Genomic DNA, 16,022 nt, shown 5'->3' with positions numbered 1-16,022 from the left:
ATGTTTCAACGCAGCGTAAGTCGGTGAGTAAAGGGTGTGTACCCCGTCAGATAAACCGTTGGCGCATCCATAGCGGGTAAGGCGCCCCGCAGTTGAACGCCCTTATGCTCAACTTTGCCTGGGCCAAACTGGATCGTGTCGGTGCCAACGGTATAGGAACCCGAATTGCCTGAAAGCAGGTACGCGTTTTCGCGCTTAGGATACTTGGCTACGCCCGACAGGGTTCCTCCAGGCCGGAAAATCAATTCCAGCGCCACTGGGACACCATCGGTGCCAGTCAAATTAACTTCGATGTCGAGACCATTGGCTACCTCTGTTACTTTCACTACCGTTTCGAGTTTCTGTACTTCGCTTTGCTGCCGACCGGCTCTTGGCATTTTATCCCAATCACCTTCGGGGTCGATCTTATCCGACGTGTGCGGTTGAAAGTACGGGCCATCTAATGTTCGGCGCATAACCCAGCTAGCCCCCTCCTGCTCAATTTTTTCGGTCTGAAACTGCCCTTTCCCGAAGAATGAAGCCGCTACCCGCATACTCTGCAATACCGCAGCGCCTTTATGAAAGGTGAGCCAGGTGGCATTGTTGGAGAGTAGGGTACTATCCCAGTTGCCGCGCCGGATGCGTACTACGCCCGAATACGGAAAGGCTTTGGCGTAGCTGGTTGGCATGGGTTTGCTGGCGGGTAGTTCTTTCCAGAGGGTTGGATCTTCCAGGAAATAATCGAGGTATCCGGCCAGTTGCTCCTTTGGTGTGGTCTGTTCGATGAGTCGGCACATAGCCGCCATTTCGCCGTTGTTGTCATGTAGAGCCATATAACGGTAGCAATAGTAGTACCGCGACATGTTGCCAATAGTGCCTTTGTCCTGCCGATTAGAGGCCTCCGTTACGACTTCGCCATTGGGATGTACGTAGTAGAGCGTCATCATCAGGTTTCGGCGGACGGGCTCAAACAGTTCGGGTTTGTTTAGCCCCCGCGCCATAATAATCAATGACCGGTCGACAATGGGCGAATAGGTATTCGTACTTTTTTCGTTGAACTGACCATCCGAATCGAGATCGATGTGTTCGGCCAGCCACTGATTGATGCGGTTGGTATAGCGCGGATCGGGAAATAACTCGTTCAGTTTGGTCAGGGCTGCCGAAACGACCCAGCGGTGATTGGGTGTGTGAATACCGCCCACACTGAGTGCATTTCCAGCTTTTGTGAGAAATGTTTTAATCGTTTCGGTTGCCTTTTCTGTACCCTTGAAAGGTTTCAGAAACTTATAGGTCGGCACAATATTCTCCAGCACAAAGGCGGTGTCGGGCGTCGAATGAAAATTGGTATCCAGTAAGTCGATGGTGCCGTCGTCATGCTGCATGTTCAATAAGGCTCGGGCTGCGGCTTCGATTTCCTGTAGGATTTCTTTCGATTGATAATGAGCCGATTCAGAGGTCGCAAACAACATGCTGGCCTTCATCAGAAAGCCACTGGTTGTGTGTGGGTTCGGCATTTCGGAATCGTTAATGTACCCACCCACAAACCGATTGGTAGAGTCCGTGACCTTGAGCGGTTTGTAGTTTGCCAGTTGCTGGTCATTGATCCGAATCCAGTCGAGGAGCCAGGCAGGTTTGGCAGGATTTGCCCGAACAAAGCCTTTAAAACCCAGCATGGGAAAGATGGCAAAGGTACTTGCGCCGAGATTTATAAAATGTCTTCGTTTCATGAAACACTGTCTTTTTTCTGTCATCCCGACGAAGGAGGGATCTCAATCATCAATTACCATGAGATCCCTCCTTCGTCGGGATGACAGAAACGTTCATAACTCTCTGATCTTGATACTCCGAAACTGCACCTCATCGCCGTGATCCTGAAATAGAATATGTCCGGCAGGGGCCTGTGCAAAATTCGGATAGGTGTTGTATTTACTTTTGGCAACCAGATTACGAAAGATCTGCGAATGCCGGTCATACTCCACCATTTTGAGGTTATTAAGCCAGTGCTCAACGTGGCCGCCTTTTGCCACAATGCGTAACCTGTTCCATTGGCCGGGTGGTCTCATGCGTTTGTCAGTGCCACCTTCCGAGAGATTTTCAGCGGTTATAAGATCGTAAAGCGATGCGGTTGTGCGGTTGCCATTGACACCTTCTTTGGCATCGGGGTGTACTTTGTCATCCAGAATCTGAAATTCCGGTCCTGCGCCGGTACCGGGCCGTTTTTTTGGATCATCGACCACGAAATATTTCACTCCACTGTTGGCTCCGGTTGTCAGTTTGAAGTCAAGCTCCAGTTCAAAATTGGCGAACTCTCCAACCGTTTCAATGTCGCCACCTTTACGGGCACTGTCTTTCTTCGACCCCAAAACCTTCAGTACGCCATCCTGCATAGCCCAGCCTGCCGTTGGGAACTTATCGGCATTGGCCATCTTCCAGCCGGTCGATGTTTTGCCGTCCCATAGGAGTTTCCAACCAAGCTTTTTTTCGCGTTCCGTCAACTGATTTGGCAGATAACTCACCTCCTGAATGTCATCGTTACCCTTCCAGACAACGCTCGGCAGGTTTTCGGTAGCAATGCGGATGTTACGCCACTGAACCGTCAGGCCGTTTTGGGCTTCCCGCTTGATCTGATGTACCTGAAGGGCAATGAACCCTCGTGCTGTTTGACTGTCCCAGACATCAGCGCAAGGGATGCCGTTGATCCAGGTCTTGAGATGCGGGCCAATGGCTTCGATATGGTATTTGTTCCACTGCCCGTTTTTGAAGGCCGTTTGCCCTTTCGGGTTGATCGATAGCGGATACAGCCAGCCACTACGAGCTTCGTCGTAAACACCACCGCTCCAGGCCCGATTGCCGGGGTCAATTTCGATCTGGTACCCATGAACGCGCCCGTTATTCTTGTTTGGTTCGCTCAGGCTTCGGATCTGAATACCGGAGTTCAAGCCGGGTTCGACTTTTACGTCCATTTCCAGCACAAAATCACCGTAGGTTTCTTCGGTACAGAGGAAGGTATTGGGCGTATTCAGTTGCGAAACACCGACAATAGCCTTATCAACGATCTTGTAGTCGGCATTGCCATTGCGTTTGACCCAGCCTTTCAAATCGGAGCCGTTGAATAAGTCTTTCCATTTAGCCTGACCAATGGCGGGTATGGTAGCCAATAACGATAGGAAGAATAAGAGGAAGGTCTTCTGCATAATCTGCATAAAAGGGAAGCTAACGTTTTTCATTGAGTGAATTAGCGGTTGAGCAGTTCATTGTAAAGTTCGCTCAATCACTAATTCACTCAATTCCTTAATACCCTTCGTTCTGGGTCATTGGTGGGTACGACAAGTCGATTTCGCTCTGTGGAATGGGCCGCAGATAGTGTTTATCGCTAATAGAGGCACTTTTGGCCGCCCAGGGATTGTATTTTTTGACCCGTTCAACCAGTTTGCCCGTGCGTTTCAGGTCGAACCAGCGGTTATACTCGCCCATCAGTTCGCGAGCGCGTTCGTCCAGAATCAGGTCGATACTGATGTTGGCCGGTGTAGCCCGGTACGAGACCGTTTCCAGCGATTTGATGTTTTCCGGAGCTTTCGCACATTGGGGGTCGGTTCCTTTCTTGGTTAGCGCCCGATCCAATACTTTGTTGTAGTACACATCGGCCGTTCCCAGCTTCCCATTTTTAGCGCCTTTCACAATCGCTTCGGCCGCAATCAAATAGGCTTCGGCCGACCGGAAGACGATTTCGTTGAGCGTACCATACGCGTCACCGTACGGAATACCCGGTTGCCAGAATTTCCACATCATCGGATAATCGCCGGGGAAACCGCTCACGTTGACCGCACTGCCATTGATAAAGCCATAGCCACCGCCGTACTCTTCCAGATTGACGACCGAATAGTTCTTTTTACCGCCATAATCGATGCCCCGTTCGGCCAGGGTAAGAGCGGGTTTATTCCAGGGCCGGAAATACACCACCGTATCACCCGCTTTGATGTCGATTTTGAGGTTTGCGTTGGTCGTCGGGAGGGGTTTAAATCCGGCAACAGCCTGTAAAGCATACCCCACTTCGACAAAATTCCAGTCATAGCGCGAGTCGTTATCAGGATCGAACAGTCGGTACGCAGCGGGATTGGTCACGTGGAACGGCTGATGACGGTTGTAATCGGATGTCCGGCCTTTGGTGCCTGGATAGCCTTCACCACTACCACCAAATACAGAGTGGAGGTTACTGCCCCCAGCGGCATCCTGCGTAAAGGAGGGATCGGTTTTGTTGGTCAGAACATCCGTATTGTACTGTACGGCAAAGACGATCTCGGCATTTTTGTCAGTCTGCGCACCCGTATACTGCTTCAGTGGATTTTCGGAATGCGTCGGAAACAACGCGCTATAGGTAGCGGCCAGTGGGTAGGCGTCGATGATTTTGTCGGCATATTGAAGCGCCAGATCAAAATCGGCCGCTGTTCCACCCAGCGCACTTTTGAAGTTCCAGCCACGGGTCAGGTACACACGAGCGAGCAAAAACTGAGCGGCTCCTTTCGTGGCTCGTCCGTAGTTCGATGCAGTTACGGGCAGTTTGGATTCGGCATCGAGCAGATCATCGAGAATCTGTTTGTAGATATCGGCCGGTGCAACCCGTTTGGCCTCTTTACTGGCGCTTGTTTGTTCGGTTAACGGCATCGGTACATCGCCCCATTGCTGAACCAGGTAGAAATAACATAACGCCCGCAGAAACTTAACCTCGCCAATGCGGGCATCTTTGGTTGCCTGCGCCATCGTCGTAATCCCGGCGGCACGGCTCATCACCGTATTGGTCCGGGCGATCTCGGCATAGAGCAATGTCCAGAGGGTTTGTAGATCCGCCAGGCTCGCATTCAGCCGAACATCGTAATGCTCCAATGGGCTGGTCGATAAAGTGGCAAACTTAGGGTCATTGAAGCCCGACTGTGAAAAAATGTCGGTGCCATTCAGGACCAGTGTACGGGCCTGATGGATATTTCGGAGTAAGGGATAGCAAGCCCGGACTAAATCTTCGAAGCCCGCTTCCGTGGCATAATATACGTCGGTGGTTAGGGTGGTTACGGGCTTTTCGTCCAGAAAATCTTCTTTGCAACCTGCCAGAATTGTACACATCAGGGCAAGGGCGAAAGACGTAAACCGTTTATTGATTAATGATTTCATCGCTCTGTTCGGAGATTAGGTACAAGGTTAGAAGCTGAAGTTTACGCCTAGTGTATAGACCGCCGATGGTACATCATCCTGATAGATGGCCGAATTGAATTCGGGGTCAAAACCCGTGAACTTGGTCACGACGATTGGGTTCAGAACCTGCGTATAGATTCGGGCATTGGCAATTTTCCAGCTATCGAGTAAGCTTCTGGGCAGGGTAAAGCCCAGCGTTATATCCGAAATCCGCAAGAAACTGGCATCCTGATAGTTGATGGCACTCCGATACGGATTGGCCGCTACAACGCCGAAATACGTATTCGAGGGATTATCACTACGCCAGTAATCGAGCGATGCCAGTTTATTGTACCGGGTGTTGTTCATTTCGCCGAACGTTCCCGACAACGTACTGTTGTTGTACTGAACCCCGTTTCGATAATACGTGAAGAACGAAAAATCGAAATTTCTGTATTTGAATCGGTTCGTAACGCCCAAAATCCAGTTAGGTAGTTGGGTACCTAGGATAACCCGGTCGTCGATAGCATCGGTCGATGAAATCTGGCCATCGTTGTTTTGATCGACGACCCGCACCGAACCCGGCTCCTGCTTGTATTTCTGAGCCAGATCTTTATCAGCCGTTTGCCAGATCCCCGCAAACTGGTAATCGAAATTGGATTTGATTGGGTAGCCCACGAAGAGTTTATTACCCTTGTCGACCGTTTGTCCTTCGCCATAGAGCGACAGCAATTTATTCCGGTTCAGGGTGAAGGCAAACGTGCTGTTCCAGCTGAAGTTCTGCTTGCTGACGTTTACCGTATTGAGTGTCAGCTCAATGCCTTTATTCTCGATCACCCCTACGTTGGTAACTACCTGATTGAAGCCCGTTACGGTTGGGATTTTCTGGTTCAGAATCAGGTCGACCGTTTTGCGGTGGTACAATTCCAGCGAAGCAGCAATCCGGTTTTTAAAGAAACCAAAGTCGATACCCAGGTTGAATTCTTTACTGCGCTCCCATCTGAGATCTTTATTGGCCAGATTGGCTGGGGCAAAGCCATAAGCCGCCGTGCCATCAAAATCATAACCTGTATTGATCAGACCTGCCTGGGTACTATAAGGAGCCACCGTCGAGTTACCCACCTGTCCATAGCTCACCCGCATTTTCAGGTTCGAGAACACGTTGAGGTTGCTGATAAATGGCTCATCACCCATCCGCCAGGCCAGCGCAACCGATGGAAAAAATGCCCATTTGTTCCCTTCGGCCAGCTGCGAAGCGCCATCCGAACGCCCCGTAACAGTCAACAAATACTTGTCGTTGAAGGTATAGTTGATCCGCCCCATGAACGACAGCAGCGACCGTTCGGTAAGCGAACTGGCATACGACGTAACTGTACCAGTCGATAAAGCGTACCAATCGGATACGTAGGGCAGGTCTTTGGCCGCAATGGTGTAGGTTTCATTACGCTGATAAAATGCACTTTGCAAGCCCGTTACGGTCAGCTTATGCTTGCCCATGTCGAGGTTGTAATTGACAATGTTGTCGAGGGTATAGTTGCCCATGGTGCGATTGTCGTATTGCGCTCTGGGTTTGGTACCGATCTGCGATTTTGACCATTGTCCCCGGAAATCCCCAATTTTGGTAGCACTGTAGGATGCCGACAGCGACGTCCGAAAGGTTAGTCCTTTTACGATAGCCACTTCGGCATAGGCATTGCCCAGGGCATTCATCACTGTCGTTTGCAATTTGGAATTGGCTGGTTCCACATCGACCAGTGGATTAGGCACCTGCTTGTCGTTGATACCCATCCAGTAAGCATACCCGTCGATGTTGAAATCTGAATTTTCGGACGGGTTGGCCAGGTCCGAGAAATAAACGGTTCCGGTCGGACGGGCGCGGTATGCGCCCCGCAACGACTCCTGAGAGCCCACATCCTGATTGCTGTAGGTCAGGTACGAGGTGAAGCCTACCTTAACCCGTTCACCCAGCTTACTATCCAGACCGGCGTTCAGATTATAGCGTTTATACCCCGTGTACAGCACATTGCCGTTTTCGTTCAGATAGCCGCCCGAGAACCGATAGGTTGTTTTTTCATTACCGCCCGATACACTCAGGTTCTGGCTTGTCTGAACAGCCGCGTGTGTAATCAAGTCCACCCAATCGGTCGTTCGTCCGCTTTTGATATTATCCAGTTCGGCAGCGGTAAAGGTTGCCCCCGTTGCTCCTTCCAGCACGCGGTCGGTATAGGTCGCTTTATAAAATTCCTGCGCATTCATTAAGCGAGGGATATGCGCGGGCGTTTTTATGCCAATGTAGCTGTCGTAACTTACCCGCGGCTTACCCGACAAGCCCTTTTTTGTGGTGACAATTACGACTCCATTAGCCCCTCGAGCCCCGTAAATTGCGGTCGATGAGGCATCTTTCAGGACATCCATCGACTGAATGTCGTTTGGATTGAGGTTGTTCAGGTCGCCCCCGATCAGTCCGTCGATGACCACCAATGGCTCGGTTGAGTTGTTGATCGTATTTTCACCCCGAATGGTAATGCTATAGCCAGCTCCCGGCTTATTACTCGACTTGGTTACGGTGGCACCGGCTACCTGCCCCTGAATGGCCCGAGCGGCTACAACCGGGTTGGCCCGAACGATGTCTTTCGATTGAATCGACGCTACGGCGCCCGTTAAATCCGTTTTTTTGATTTCGCCATAACCTACTACCACAATCTCATCGAGTTGTTTTAAATCGGCTTTCAGCACAATATCGAAAAGCGTCCGGTTGCCAACGGGGAGACTTTGCGTTTCATAGCCAATAAAGCTGATGATTAACTCCGCATTTTTATCCGCAACGGAAAGTGAAAATTTTCCGTCGGCATCAGTGGTCGTTCCGCGCGTTAACCCTTTGATGATGACACTGGCCCCGACGATGGGTTCGCCTTTTTCATCCTTAACGCTCCCTTTTACGGGTATTTCGGCCGGACCGGCAATTAATTGCGATGTGGGTTGCGGTTCGATGAATCCGGTTTTGGGTTCGGCCCGATTCAATACGATCTGTTTGCCCAGCACTTTGTAATCCAGTTGAAGGGGCTTTAACACATTTTCTAAAATAACTCCCAGCGTCGTGTTATCCAGACTGAGGGTTATTTTCCGTTCTGACCGAATCAGGCTTGAGCTATAAATAAATCGAATTTCGGCTGATTTTTCGATTTCGCTAAGGACCTTTTTTACAGGTTGATTGGCGACTTTCAGACTTATCCGTTTATTCAACAATTCCTGTCCATAGCCATCATGTGCTACTGACATGCTAAAGAAAACCAACGACAGAAAAAGTTGGGTCAATACGAGCCGAAGCGCTTTAGGAGGCACCCTAAAAATGCGTACATAATTCTTCATAAGTTTGGTATAGGTTTGATTAGGAACAGGGGAATTTCTGACAGAAAAAACTTAGTTTTTTACAAGGTATGTACAGTAGGACGGGCTAAAAAAATAATTGGTTTTTGGGTTTATCAGGGGCATCCTTTGGTGGTAAGGATCAGCTTCGTATCTACCTCTTTATAGGTAGCTTCCAGCGCGATACAAATCAGTTCAAGTTTTTCAAGCAATGGCTCGTCGGACAGATGAGCTGTTAGCTTACAATTGGCGAACTTTTGTCGATCAAAAACAATATCGACGCCGTAAGCTTTTTCCAGTTCAGTAAATACGTCAATGGCAGGTGTATCGTCGAAATTAAACGTAAGCTTTTGAATGGGTAATTTTAGTTGTTGTTGTGTTATGGGCGCAGGGCGATCGATCGTAAAATCAGCGCCATGTACATTTACTTTTTCATTGGCTCTTAGTACTAGCCCGGTTAGGCTACGATTCATTATCTTGTTCGCTTTATCCTGATCGTGTTGTAAAAAAACAGCTACTTTCCCAGTCTTAACAATAACTTCCATATCGGCATTACCCTGCCGACTTTTGACCAGAAAGCTGGTACCTAATACTTTTGTAATCAATTCATTCGCATAGACAAAGAAAGGTTTTTCTGGATTTTTCTGAACTTCAAAAAAAGCTTCTCCGGATAAAATTACTTCCCGCTTTGTTTTATTAAACTGCCTGGGTGAATAACTAATTTTACTGTTAGGCTGTAAAACGACAGAGCTTTTGTCGGGCAAATTGATTAAAATTGGTTTTAAGGTCAGATTTTCTTTTTCATAAATTTCTCCTGTTAATTTTCTGGTATTTTTTACGAGCTTATCATACGTAATAGGCGCGGGTTTTAACAATTGATACCAGGCAATCCAGCCAGCAACTAGAATGAGCATAGCGGCAGCAGCCCATTTCCCAATAAAGAAAAATTTGATTTCTTTAGTAGGCGTATCTGAAAAAGCAATTTCGGATGGTGGATTATTGATGTGCTGATATACTTTTCTGAGTCCAGTTTCAACATCAAAACCATATTGTGGATGCTGCTGCTCCCATTCGTCCAAAAATTGATAATACAGTTCATTATTTTGTGGAATTTCGAGCCATTCTTCGACCATTTTTCGTTGAATGGAAGAGCTTTTTCCGTCAAAATAATCGAACAGTATTTTTTTTGTTAAGGATGAGTTCATTGCTGTTGCTTGCTTAAAATGGCTTTATTACTGATGTACTTAGTATTGAATAAAATACAGTAGAAAAATAGATAGTATATAGTCTGATGTAAGCTCCTCTCTAATTTTGGCCAACGCCCGGCTGATGAGTCGTTCTACAGCGCTCACGGTTAAGCCCATTTCATTGGCAACTTCAGCGTATTTTTTCCCCTCCAGCCGATTCAACTGAAAGGCTTTTTTTGCCTGTTGCGGCAATCGTTGAATGGCCGCATCGAGCTTCTGGCTTAGTTCATGAAACTGGGTGATTTCGTCCGGTCTTAAGACGGTCGTGTTGTTAAAATCCTGAAAATCAATGGGGCTGCTTTCCAGAGCAACATGCCGATTTAGCTCGATTTTCAGGCAATTGTGCGCCCGGTTTCTGACGGCTATGTATAGATAGGCTCGGTAAGATTGCGTTATCTGCTCGTATACTTTATTGTTCCAGAAGTTTGTAAATACCTCAGCTACAATATCTTCGGCTAATTCTTTCGAATAAACGAAGCGGATAGCATGGTTGCAGAGATTGGTATAGTACTTACGAAACAGCAACTCAAAACCTTCTTTGGGCGACTGTTCAAAACAACGCTTTATAAAATACTCATCCGAAACAATCTTCGTCTGCGCTGAATCCGTTGGAGCCTGAAAGAGCTTCTTTTCTGCAGAAAAGTCATCACTTTCGTGTGCAGCCTCTATCATTGGATCTGTGGGTTATGGCTAAGTAGTGAATACGGTTGTTAGTAAGAAGCCCATGTTTATGGGCTGCATACAGGAAGCCTCCATAGACCTCGCCAGGAACCTGAAAGTGATTTTTCAGGTCTGACAATTCAGCGTACGAGATCAGCTACGATGGCGAAAAGCGTGAATACCTCTAAAGAAATATTCTAATTCTAAGACAAAGTTTTATTATTTTACCCCACACTCGCAGAAATAATATTTTTCAGAAGTCCTTCAGTGCCCAGTTCAGGGCGCTTTTTTGTGTAAAGAAGCGTGTAAACTAATCAGATGGCTCCTTGTGAAGGTAAGGAGAAGAGAACTCGTCTGCTAATATAGACTAGTTAGTTCGGCTTTGTGCCAGACGAAGAATGGGCAGGATGAGTTAGGAAGGTAATGCATTCGTTTCGTACCAATACGACTTTAAGGTGTCAATGTAGGCTTTCCAGCCCTCTAAACTAGTCGGTTTGGTTGTATAGGCAGTCGCGCCCATCGTATATGACTGCCGGACATGTTCCTGCCTTTCTGATACAGTCAGCATGATGATGGGGACCTGGCCTTTAAAACGTGTACGCAGTTCCGGCAACATGGTTAATCCATCGGCCGTCGAATGCAGGTCGATGTCTAACAGAATAAGTCTTGGACGTTTACCGGGATTGGTATTCAAATAATCGATGGTTCCGCTGAGCGATGGCGAACAGACAAAGGTGGCCTCTGGAAATAGCCGCTCAGCAAGCCGCTGTAACAGGTCAAACGTTGGTCGGTCATCTTCCACAACTAACACCTCGAATGATGGATGAGTAAGCATGACTACGATTTTGTTTAATGAATGGCGAAAATGTAATAAACAAAAGTAAAAAAAATATTAGATTCCTTGCCAGATTAAGCTTGTTATGTACGATGTCTTTTATTTTTCGTAACAACTTCTTAGAGGTGAAGCTATCCCTTCAACTCTTCTCTAGCGGGTGTTCTTCACCTTATACCGACTGTTTACTGGTTTATATTTTGTAATTGACATTGGGTAAATGCACCGTTTCCCACCAATATTGACGCAAATGGGCAAAAACCGTCAACCAACTTTCGCTATGTAAAGGTTTGATCATGTAGGCAGCCGCGCCTGCCTGATAGGAAGCCTGGATGTCGATGCGAGCGCCTGAAAAGCTGAACATAACCACAGGAATAGAGCTAATGGCGGGCTCCATTGCTTTAATCTGTTGAAGCAGACCTAGCCCATCCTCGCGAGTAGGCAAGTATAGATCCAGGATGATCAATTTAGGTAACTCCCATTCCTGAGTGCTCCATTGAGTAATCTGGATCAGTGTATCCTCTGCGCTGCCTATATGCTGCGATGTCACTTCACTCAGAGAGTATTTAAGGGCTTGCTGGATCAGCCCCCAATGTTCGTCATTGTCTTCAATCACTAATATTTTAGCATTATTAAAATTGGTAGTGAGGTGAAGTTGGCCCTGGTTAAGATTCATAGGTAGTCTAACATGGTGATAACAAGGTAACTGCAGGAGCAATAAATTGGTTATCATTTTTTGTCACCATGTTAGGGCTTGAGCTTTTGAACCTTACGAGCGATTGGGCCAGTGATACCTGATCGATCAGTGAGTGTTGGGCTCTACAATAGCTAAGCCTCAGAACCATAAAGTAGACCGGAAGTTACCCTATAGCCCTGAGGCTGAATACGAAATCGGCATGGGTCCAACGTTACGGCTGTTCTGGCTGGCCTATCGATAGCATTTGACCATGAATCGTTGAAACGAGTAGGGTTTAATTAAACAGTTGAACGGTAACGGGAACAAACAGGGGCAGTTTTCCCGCTTTTTCATTCTTGAAAACGAAGTACAAATCGTGCATACCGCTCACGGGCGAAATCGTCGCTTTGACCATACTGGGTTTGAAGGCATCTGCCACGCTCTTGGCTTCTGTTGTTGATGGCAGTACGTCTTCCGTTTGCCCGAGCAGTTGCCCCGTTGGCGAATCCATACGCACCTCAATTCGTCCACCCACTGCATTCAATCCCTGCTTGGGAGCGGCCACCGAAAATTCCATAGCCTTTATACCCGTCAGGTCGAGCTGCTTAAACTGCACGTATGTATCCGACGCCAGAACGATAACCAGCGGCATCTGCCCCATTTTGTAGATCATCGTCCCTTTCGACTGACTGTCGCTAACGCCCATTGCCAACAGCGGATTGCGTAGCAGCACTATTTGCTCTGCCGATTGAGCGGGCAGTCCGTTAGCGCCTTTGTCTTTGTAAGATGCCTGCAGCACCAGATTGCCTTTCTGGTCTTTGTTGGGGGTAACGGTGCCTTTGGTTGGCAGCAGAGGCACAGCCGTCGGTTTATCGGATAAGGTCAGAATGTACTTGACAATCTCGCTCGCATCCGGCGTACTGAGTTGCGGGTGGGCGGTCATGATGGCATCCCCCCAAACACCACCACCGCCTTTGATGATCTTGTTCGACAGGCTGGCCACTGCGTTGGCATCGCCTTTGTACCGCCTGGCCACGTCGACAAAGGCTGGACCAACGGATTTTTTATCGACAAAATGGCAGGACTTGCAATCACTTTTGTCCATCAGCGTTTTGCCAGCACCCAAGTACGTCGCTTCCGAGAACTTGTGCCCGGCGGCTTCATTCGCAGAAGGCGCTCCTTCGTCCTGATAAGTAGCCCGAACCATGACCTGTTTGGGCTGAATTTTACCCGCCGACAGGCTCCCATCCTCTTTATCGCTGACGGCTACCTGATAGGCAATCGGTTCACCGGGAAAATAAAAGCTTTTGTTGCCTCGAACCAGATCGAGCGTAACGACCGGCGGCTGGTTACCCGCCACAAGGGCCACCTCCCGCGAATCGGCCAGGCCTTTGTCGTCCTTAACGGTCAGTATGGCTTTGTACTGGCCCGGTTTCTGAAACGTGAACGAAGGATTAGGTCCATCCAGCACGGTCGGTTGACCACCCGCTTTTGAATAAATTTTCCACTGATACGTCAGCGCATCGTTATCATAATCTTTCGTGCTCTCCGAAGAGAAAGCGACTTTCATTGGTACGGCTCCGGCTGTCTGACTGGCTTTCGCCTGAACCATTGGTTTTCGGTTTCCTGCGTTGTACTCAATCCGTACCAGCCGCGAATCGTCGTTCTGAACAAACCATCCCGTTCCGTATTCCAACACATATAAATCGCCATTCGGACCAAAGGCCATATCGATGGGGTGGCTAAACGCCATGTTGGGCAAAAACCGTTCGACATTGGTCATGTCGCCTTTGTCGTTGAAACTGACGGATAGGATCATATCGCGCATCCACTCGAAAAGGAATACCTTACCGTTGTAATAGTCGGGAAAGGGGCGCTTAGCGTTTTTGAAATCTTCTTTGTAGTAGGTTGGTCCAGCCATCGCACTGCGCCCCCCCGTGCCCATTACCGGGAACTTCTTGGTTTCAGCAGCCGGGTAAAAAATCATGGCCGGTTGGGCCGGTGGCAGATCGTTCAACCCTGTATTGTTAGGGGAGTTGTTTATGGGGTGGGCCGGATTGAATTTCTCGCCTTTTTTACCCGTGGCAAAATCGACATCATTATACGCCTTGTTGTCGCCAACGAAATAAGGCCAGCCAAAATTTCCGGGCTTACGCGCCTGGTTGTATTCATCTTCAGCCGTTGGACCAACCCCTGCGGAATCTGCTCCGGCATCCGGGCCAACATCGCCCCAATACAGGTAGCCAGTGTGTTTATCCACCGAAATCCGGTAGGGGTTGCGGTGGCCCATCGTATAGATTTCAGGGCGGGTTTTGGGCGTGCCTTTCGGGAACAGGTTTCCGTCGGGAATGGTGTAGGAACCGTCGGCTTCCGGGTGAATCCGTAAGATTTTGCCACGCAGATCATTCGTGTTGCCCGACGATTTCTGAGCATCCCAAGGTCCGCGACCTTCGCGCTCATCGATGGGGGCATACAGCGTAGCGCGGGGGCTGGTGTTATCGCCGGTAGATAGGTAAAGATTTCCCGCCCGGTCCCAGTCGATGGAGCCGCCCGTATGGCAGCATTGTTCACGCTGAACCGGTACTTCGAGCATTACTTTTTTCGAGGAGGAAACCAGTTCGTCGCCCCTCAGCTCGTAGCGTGTCAGTATGTTTCGCGATGCGCCCGGATCAGAATAATACAGATAAACCCAGTGGTTTTGGGCAAAGTTGGGGTCGATGTTGACGCCCAGCAGTCCATCCTCAGCTTCCGTCTCAGCCCCTTCCTTGTCTTTGTATTTGGTACTGACCGGAATAGTCGTAATCGTTTTGAGCTGCCTGGTGGTTGGCGAGTAAATCCGCACAGCACCATGCCGTTCGACGAGCAATACCCGCTCATCGGGCAGGATCGTCATTTCGAGGGGTTCGTTGAGCTTTTCGGCCAGCACAACTTTCGTGAAGCGATTTTCTTCCGGTCTATCACCGGAATCCAGAACAGGTCTGGCCGAGTAAGACCAAAGGCCCATAGCCAGCCCGGAGAGCAGCAAAGCGGGTCGGTACGACTGACGAGGTAAACGAAATGAGTTCATCCGTATAAAATTTCTGCGTTCTATCGATACAATACTACTAGTTTTTATGTGTATTATTTACACAATGAATCACTTTTTTTATGGATTTTCTTAAACTATTACAAAATTGATTTTAGAGACAAGCTCCTTGCTTATTCGTTCTGCGGGAGATAGGTGATTTGCGGTTGTATGAACAATGGCTTTACCTTCCTATAAATGGTATATGTACTACTTTTCATGCGGTCATTCATGGCATTAATACCAGAATGATCATTTTTTTAGTAACTTAGAATTAACAATTTACACAACCGTACTTTTCTTATCCGTGAACTGGTGGATTATCTTCCAAATCGGTCTAAGCGTTGCCCGATTCAATAGCCCTCCTGAAGGCTACCTTCTGAGTGATGAAGCGTTTTTTGCGCAACCGCTTTCCAAAAAAATAATGAATTTAGACCATCCAGACACATTGTTACTGGATCTAACCCTGTTTCAGGCAACCAACGAAGCCCGGCGACTGGCAGGTTTACCGGCGGTTCGATATGATCGGTCTCTATACCACGCTGCCCGCAGCCATGCGGAATCCATGATGCGAAATGACTACACGAGTCACGAAGATCTCTTTAATTTAGAGACCACTACCCTGCTCAAACGTATTCAAAAACAAACGAATCGATTCGGCTGGATGGCTGAGAACATTGGCCTATATCAGTCAATTGATACGCCCGACTGGTTTGGCGTGCGTTTTAATAAACAAGCACAGCGATACGAATATTTAGCGAATGACACAAAAAAGGCATATCAGCCTTACACCTACGCCAGTTATGCACGCTATGCCGTACAGCAGTGGCTGGATTCTCCCCATCACCGGGTTAATCTGCTCAATCCATCATTTACACATGTTGGCTGTGCAGCATTATTGTCAGAGCGCCCTTATCAACAGCGACGGGCTCCTTTTGGCCGATTGGTACAGAATTTCGGCGCAGAACGGAGTCATATTCAGGCAAGTCGATAAAGCGGTAGATGCCTAAGAGTTGGTAGTTCCAGTAAATGAAA

General features: G+C 48.3%; 10 protein-coding genes. 1 reads left to right on the top strand and 9 read right to left on the bottom strand.

The genetic code is table 11. The features are described from left to right. Positions 1-5: 5 nt before the first annotated feature. The 9 genes from ACYVFD_RS29915 to ACYVFD_RS29875 form a co-directional block, all read right to left on the bottom strand. Complete coding sequence (locus ACYVFD_RS29915; RefSeq protein WP_461094256.1) at positions 6-1,706, bottom strand: hypothetical protein; 1,701 nt, start codon at positions 1,704-1,706, stop codon at positions 6-8. Between the two features lie 93 nt (positions 1,707-1,799). Next, the gene (locus ACYVFD_RS29910) at positions 1,800-3,206 is read right to left on the bottom strand and encodes a 3-keto-disaccharide hydrolase (protein ID WP_461094254.1); all 1,407 of its coding nucleotides are present in this window, start codon (positions 3,204-3,206) and stop codon (positions 1,800-1,802) included. A gap of 64 nt (positions 3,207-3,270) precedes the next feature. Beyond that, the gene (locus tag ACYVFD_RS29905; RefSeq protein ID WP_461094252.1) at positions 3,271-5,142 is read right to left on the bottom strand and encodes a RagB/SusD family nutrient uptake outer membrane protein; all 1,872 of its coding nucleotides are present in this window, start codon (positions 5,140-5,142) and stop codon (positions 3,271-3,273) included. 27 nt (positions 5,143-5,169) lie between these two features. Further along, positions 5,170-8,511 (bottom strand): TonB-dependent receptor, encoded by a 3,342-nt coding sequence (locus ACYVFD_RS29900; protein WP_461094250.1) that lies wholly within the window; start codon positions 8,509-8,511, stop codon positions 5,170-5,172. A gap of 113 nt (positions 8,512-8,624) precedes the next feature. Then, entirely contained in the window at positions 8,625-9,713 is a 1,089-nt protein-coding gene (locus tag ACYVFD_RS29895) for a FecR family protein (protein WP_461094248.1), read from the bottom strand. Between the two features lie 39 nt (positions 9,714-9,752). Then, positions 9,753-10,427, bottom strand: coding sequence for an RNA polymerase sigma-70 factor (locus tag ACYVFD_RS29890; RefSeq protein ID WP_461094246.1), 675 nt, complete (start codon positions 10,425-10,427; stop codon positions 9,753-9,755). Positions 10,428-10,827: 400 nt separating this feature from the next. Then, positions 10,828-11,250: a response regulator gene (locus ACYVFD_RS29885; protein ID WP_461094245.1), complete on the bottom strand. Its 423-nt coding sequence runs from the start codon at positions 11,248-11,250 to the stop codon at positions 10,828-10,830. Positions 11,251-11,440: 190 nt separating this feature from the next. Then, positions 11,441-11,923, bottom strand: a complete 483-nt coding sequence (locus ACYVFD_RS29880) for a response regulator (protein WP_461094243.1) — start codon at positions 11,921-11,923, stop codon at positions 11,441-11,443. 295 nt (positions 11,924-12,218) lie between these two features. Continuing rightward, a complete protein-coding gene (locus tag ACYVFD_RS29875) occupies positions 12,219-14,990 on the bottom strand; it encodes a PQQ-dependent sugar dehydrogenase (protein ID WP_461094241.1) in 2,772 nt (923 codons plus the stop codon). Between the two features lie 304 nt (positions 14,991-15,294). Here ACYVFD_RS29875 and ACYVFD_RS29870 point away from each other — a divergent pair, with 304 nt between their 5' ends. Beyond that, positions 15,295-15,981: a CAP domain-containing protein gene (locus ACYVFD_RS29870; RefSeq protein WP_461094239.1), complete on the top strand. Its 687-nt coding sequence runs from the start codon at positions 15,295-15,297 to the stop codon at positions 15,979-15,981. Positions 15,982-16,022: the final 41 nt, after the last annotated feature.

It is taken from the genome of Spirosoma gilvum (assembly GCF_054776815.1).
Note: the sequence above shows the minus strand (reverse complement) of the source record. Positions and strands in the feature narration are given on the sequence as shown.

What these genes read in the sequence shown, in the direction of transcription:
- ACYVFD_RS29915 (WP_461094256.1), bottom strand. Translation starts at nt 1,706, where the DNA reads ATGAAACGAAGACATTTTATAAATCTCGGCGCAAGTACCTTTGCCATC.
- ACYVFD_RS29910 (WP_461094254.1), bottom strand. Translation starts at nt 3,206, where the DNA reads ATGAAAAACGTTAGCTTCCCTTTTATGCAGATTATGCAGAAGACCTTC.
- ACYVFD_RS29905 (WP_461094252.1), bottom strand. Translation starts at nt 5,142, where the DNA reads ATGAAATCATTAATCAATAAACGGTTTACGTCTTTCGCCCTTGCCCTG.
- ACYVFD_RS29900 (WP_461094250.1), bottom strand. Translation starts at nt 8,511, where the DNA reads ATGAAGAATTATGTACGCATTTTTAGGGTGCCTCCTAAAGCGCTTCGG.
- ACYVFD_RS29895 (WP_461094248.1), bottom strand. Translation starts at nt 9,713, where the DNA reads ATGAACTCATCCTTAACAAAAAAAATACTGTTCGATTATTTTGACGGA.
- ACYVFD_RS29890 (WP_461094246.1), bottom strand. Translation starts at nt 10,427, where the DNA reads ATGATAGAGGCTGCACACGAAAGTGATGACTTTTCTGCAGAAAAGAAG.
- ACYVFD_RS29885 (WP_461094245.1), bottom strand. Translation starts at nt 11,250, where the DNA reads ATGCTTACTCATCCATCATTCGAGGTGTTAGTTGTGGAAGATGACCGA.
- ACYVFD_RS29880 (WP_461094243.1), bottom strand. Translation starts at nt 11,923, where the DNA reads ATGAATCTTAACCAGGGCCAACTTCACCTCACTACCAATTTTAATAAT.
- ACYVFD_RS29875 (WP_461094241.1), bottom strand. Translation starts at nt 14,990, where the DNA reads ATGAACTCATTTCGTTTACCTCGTCAGTCGTACCGACCCGCTTTGCTG.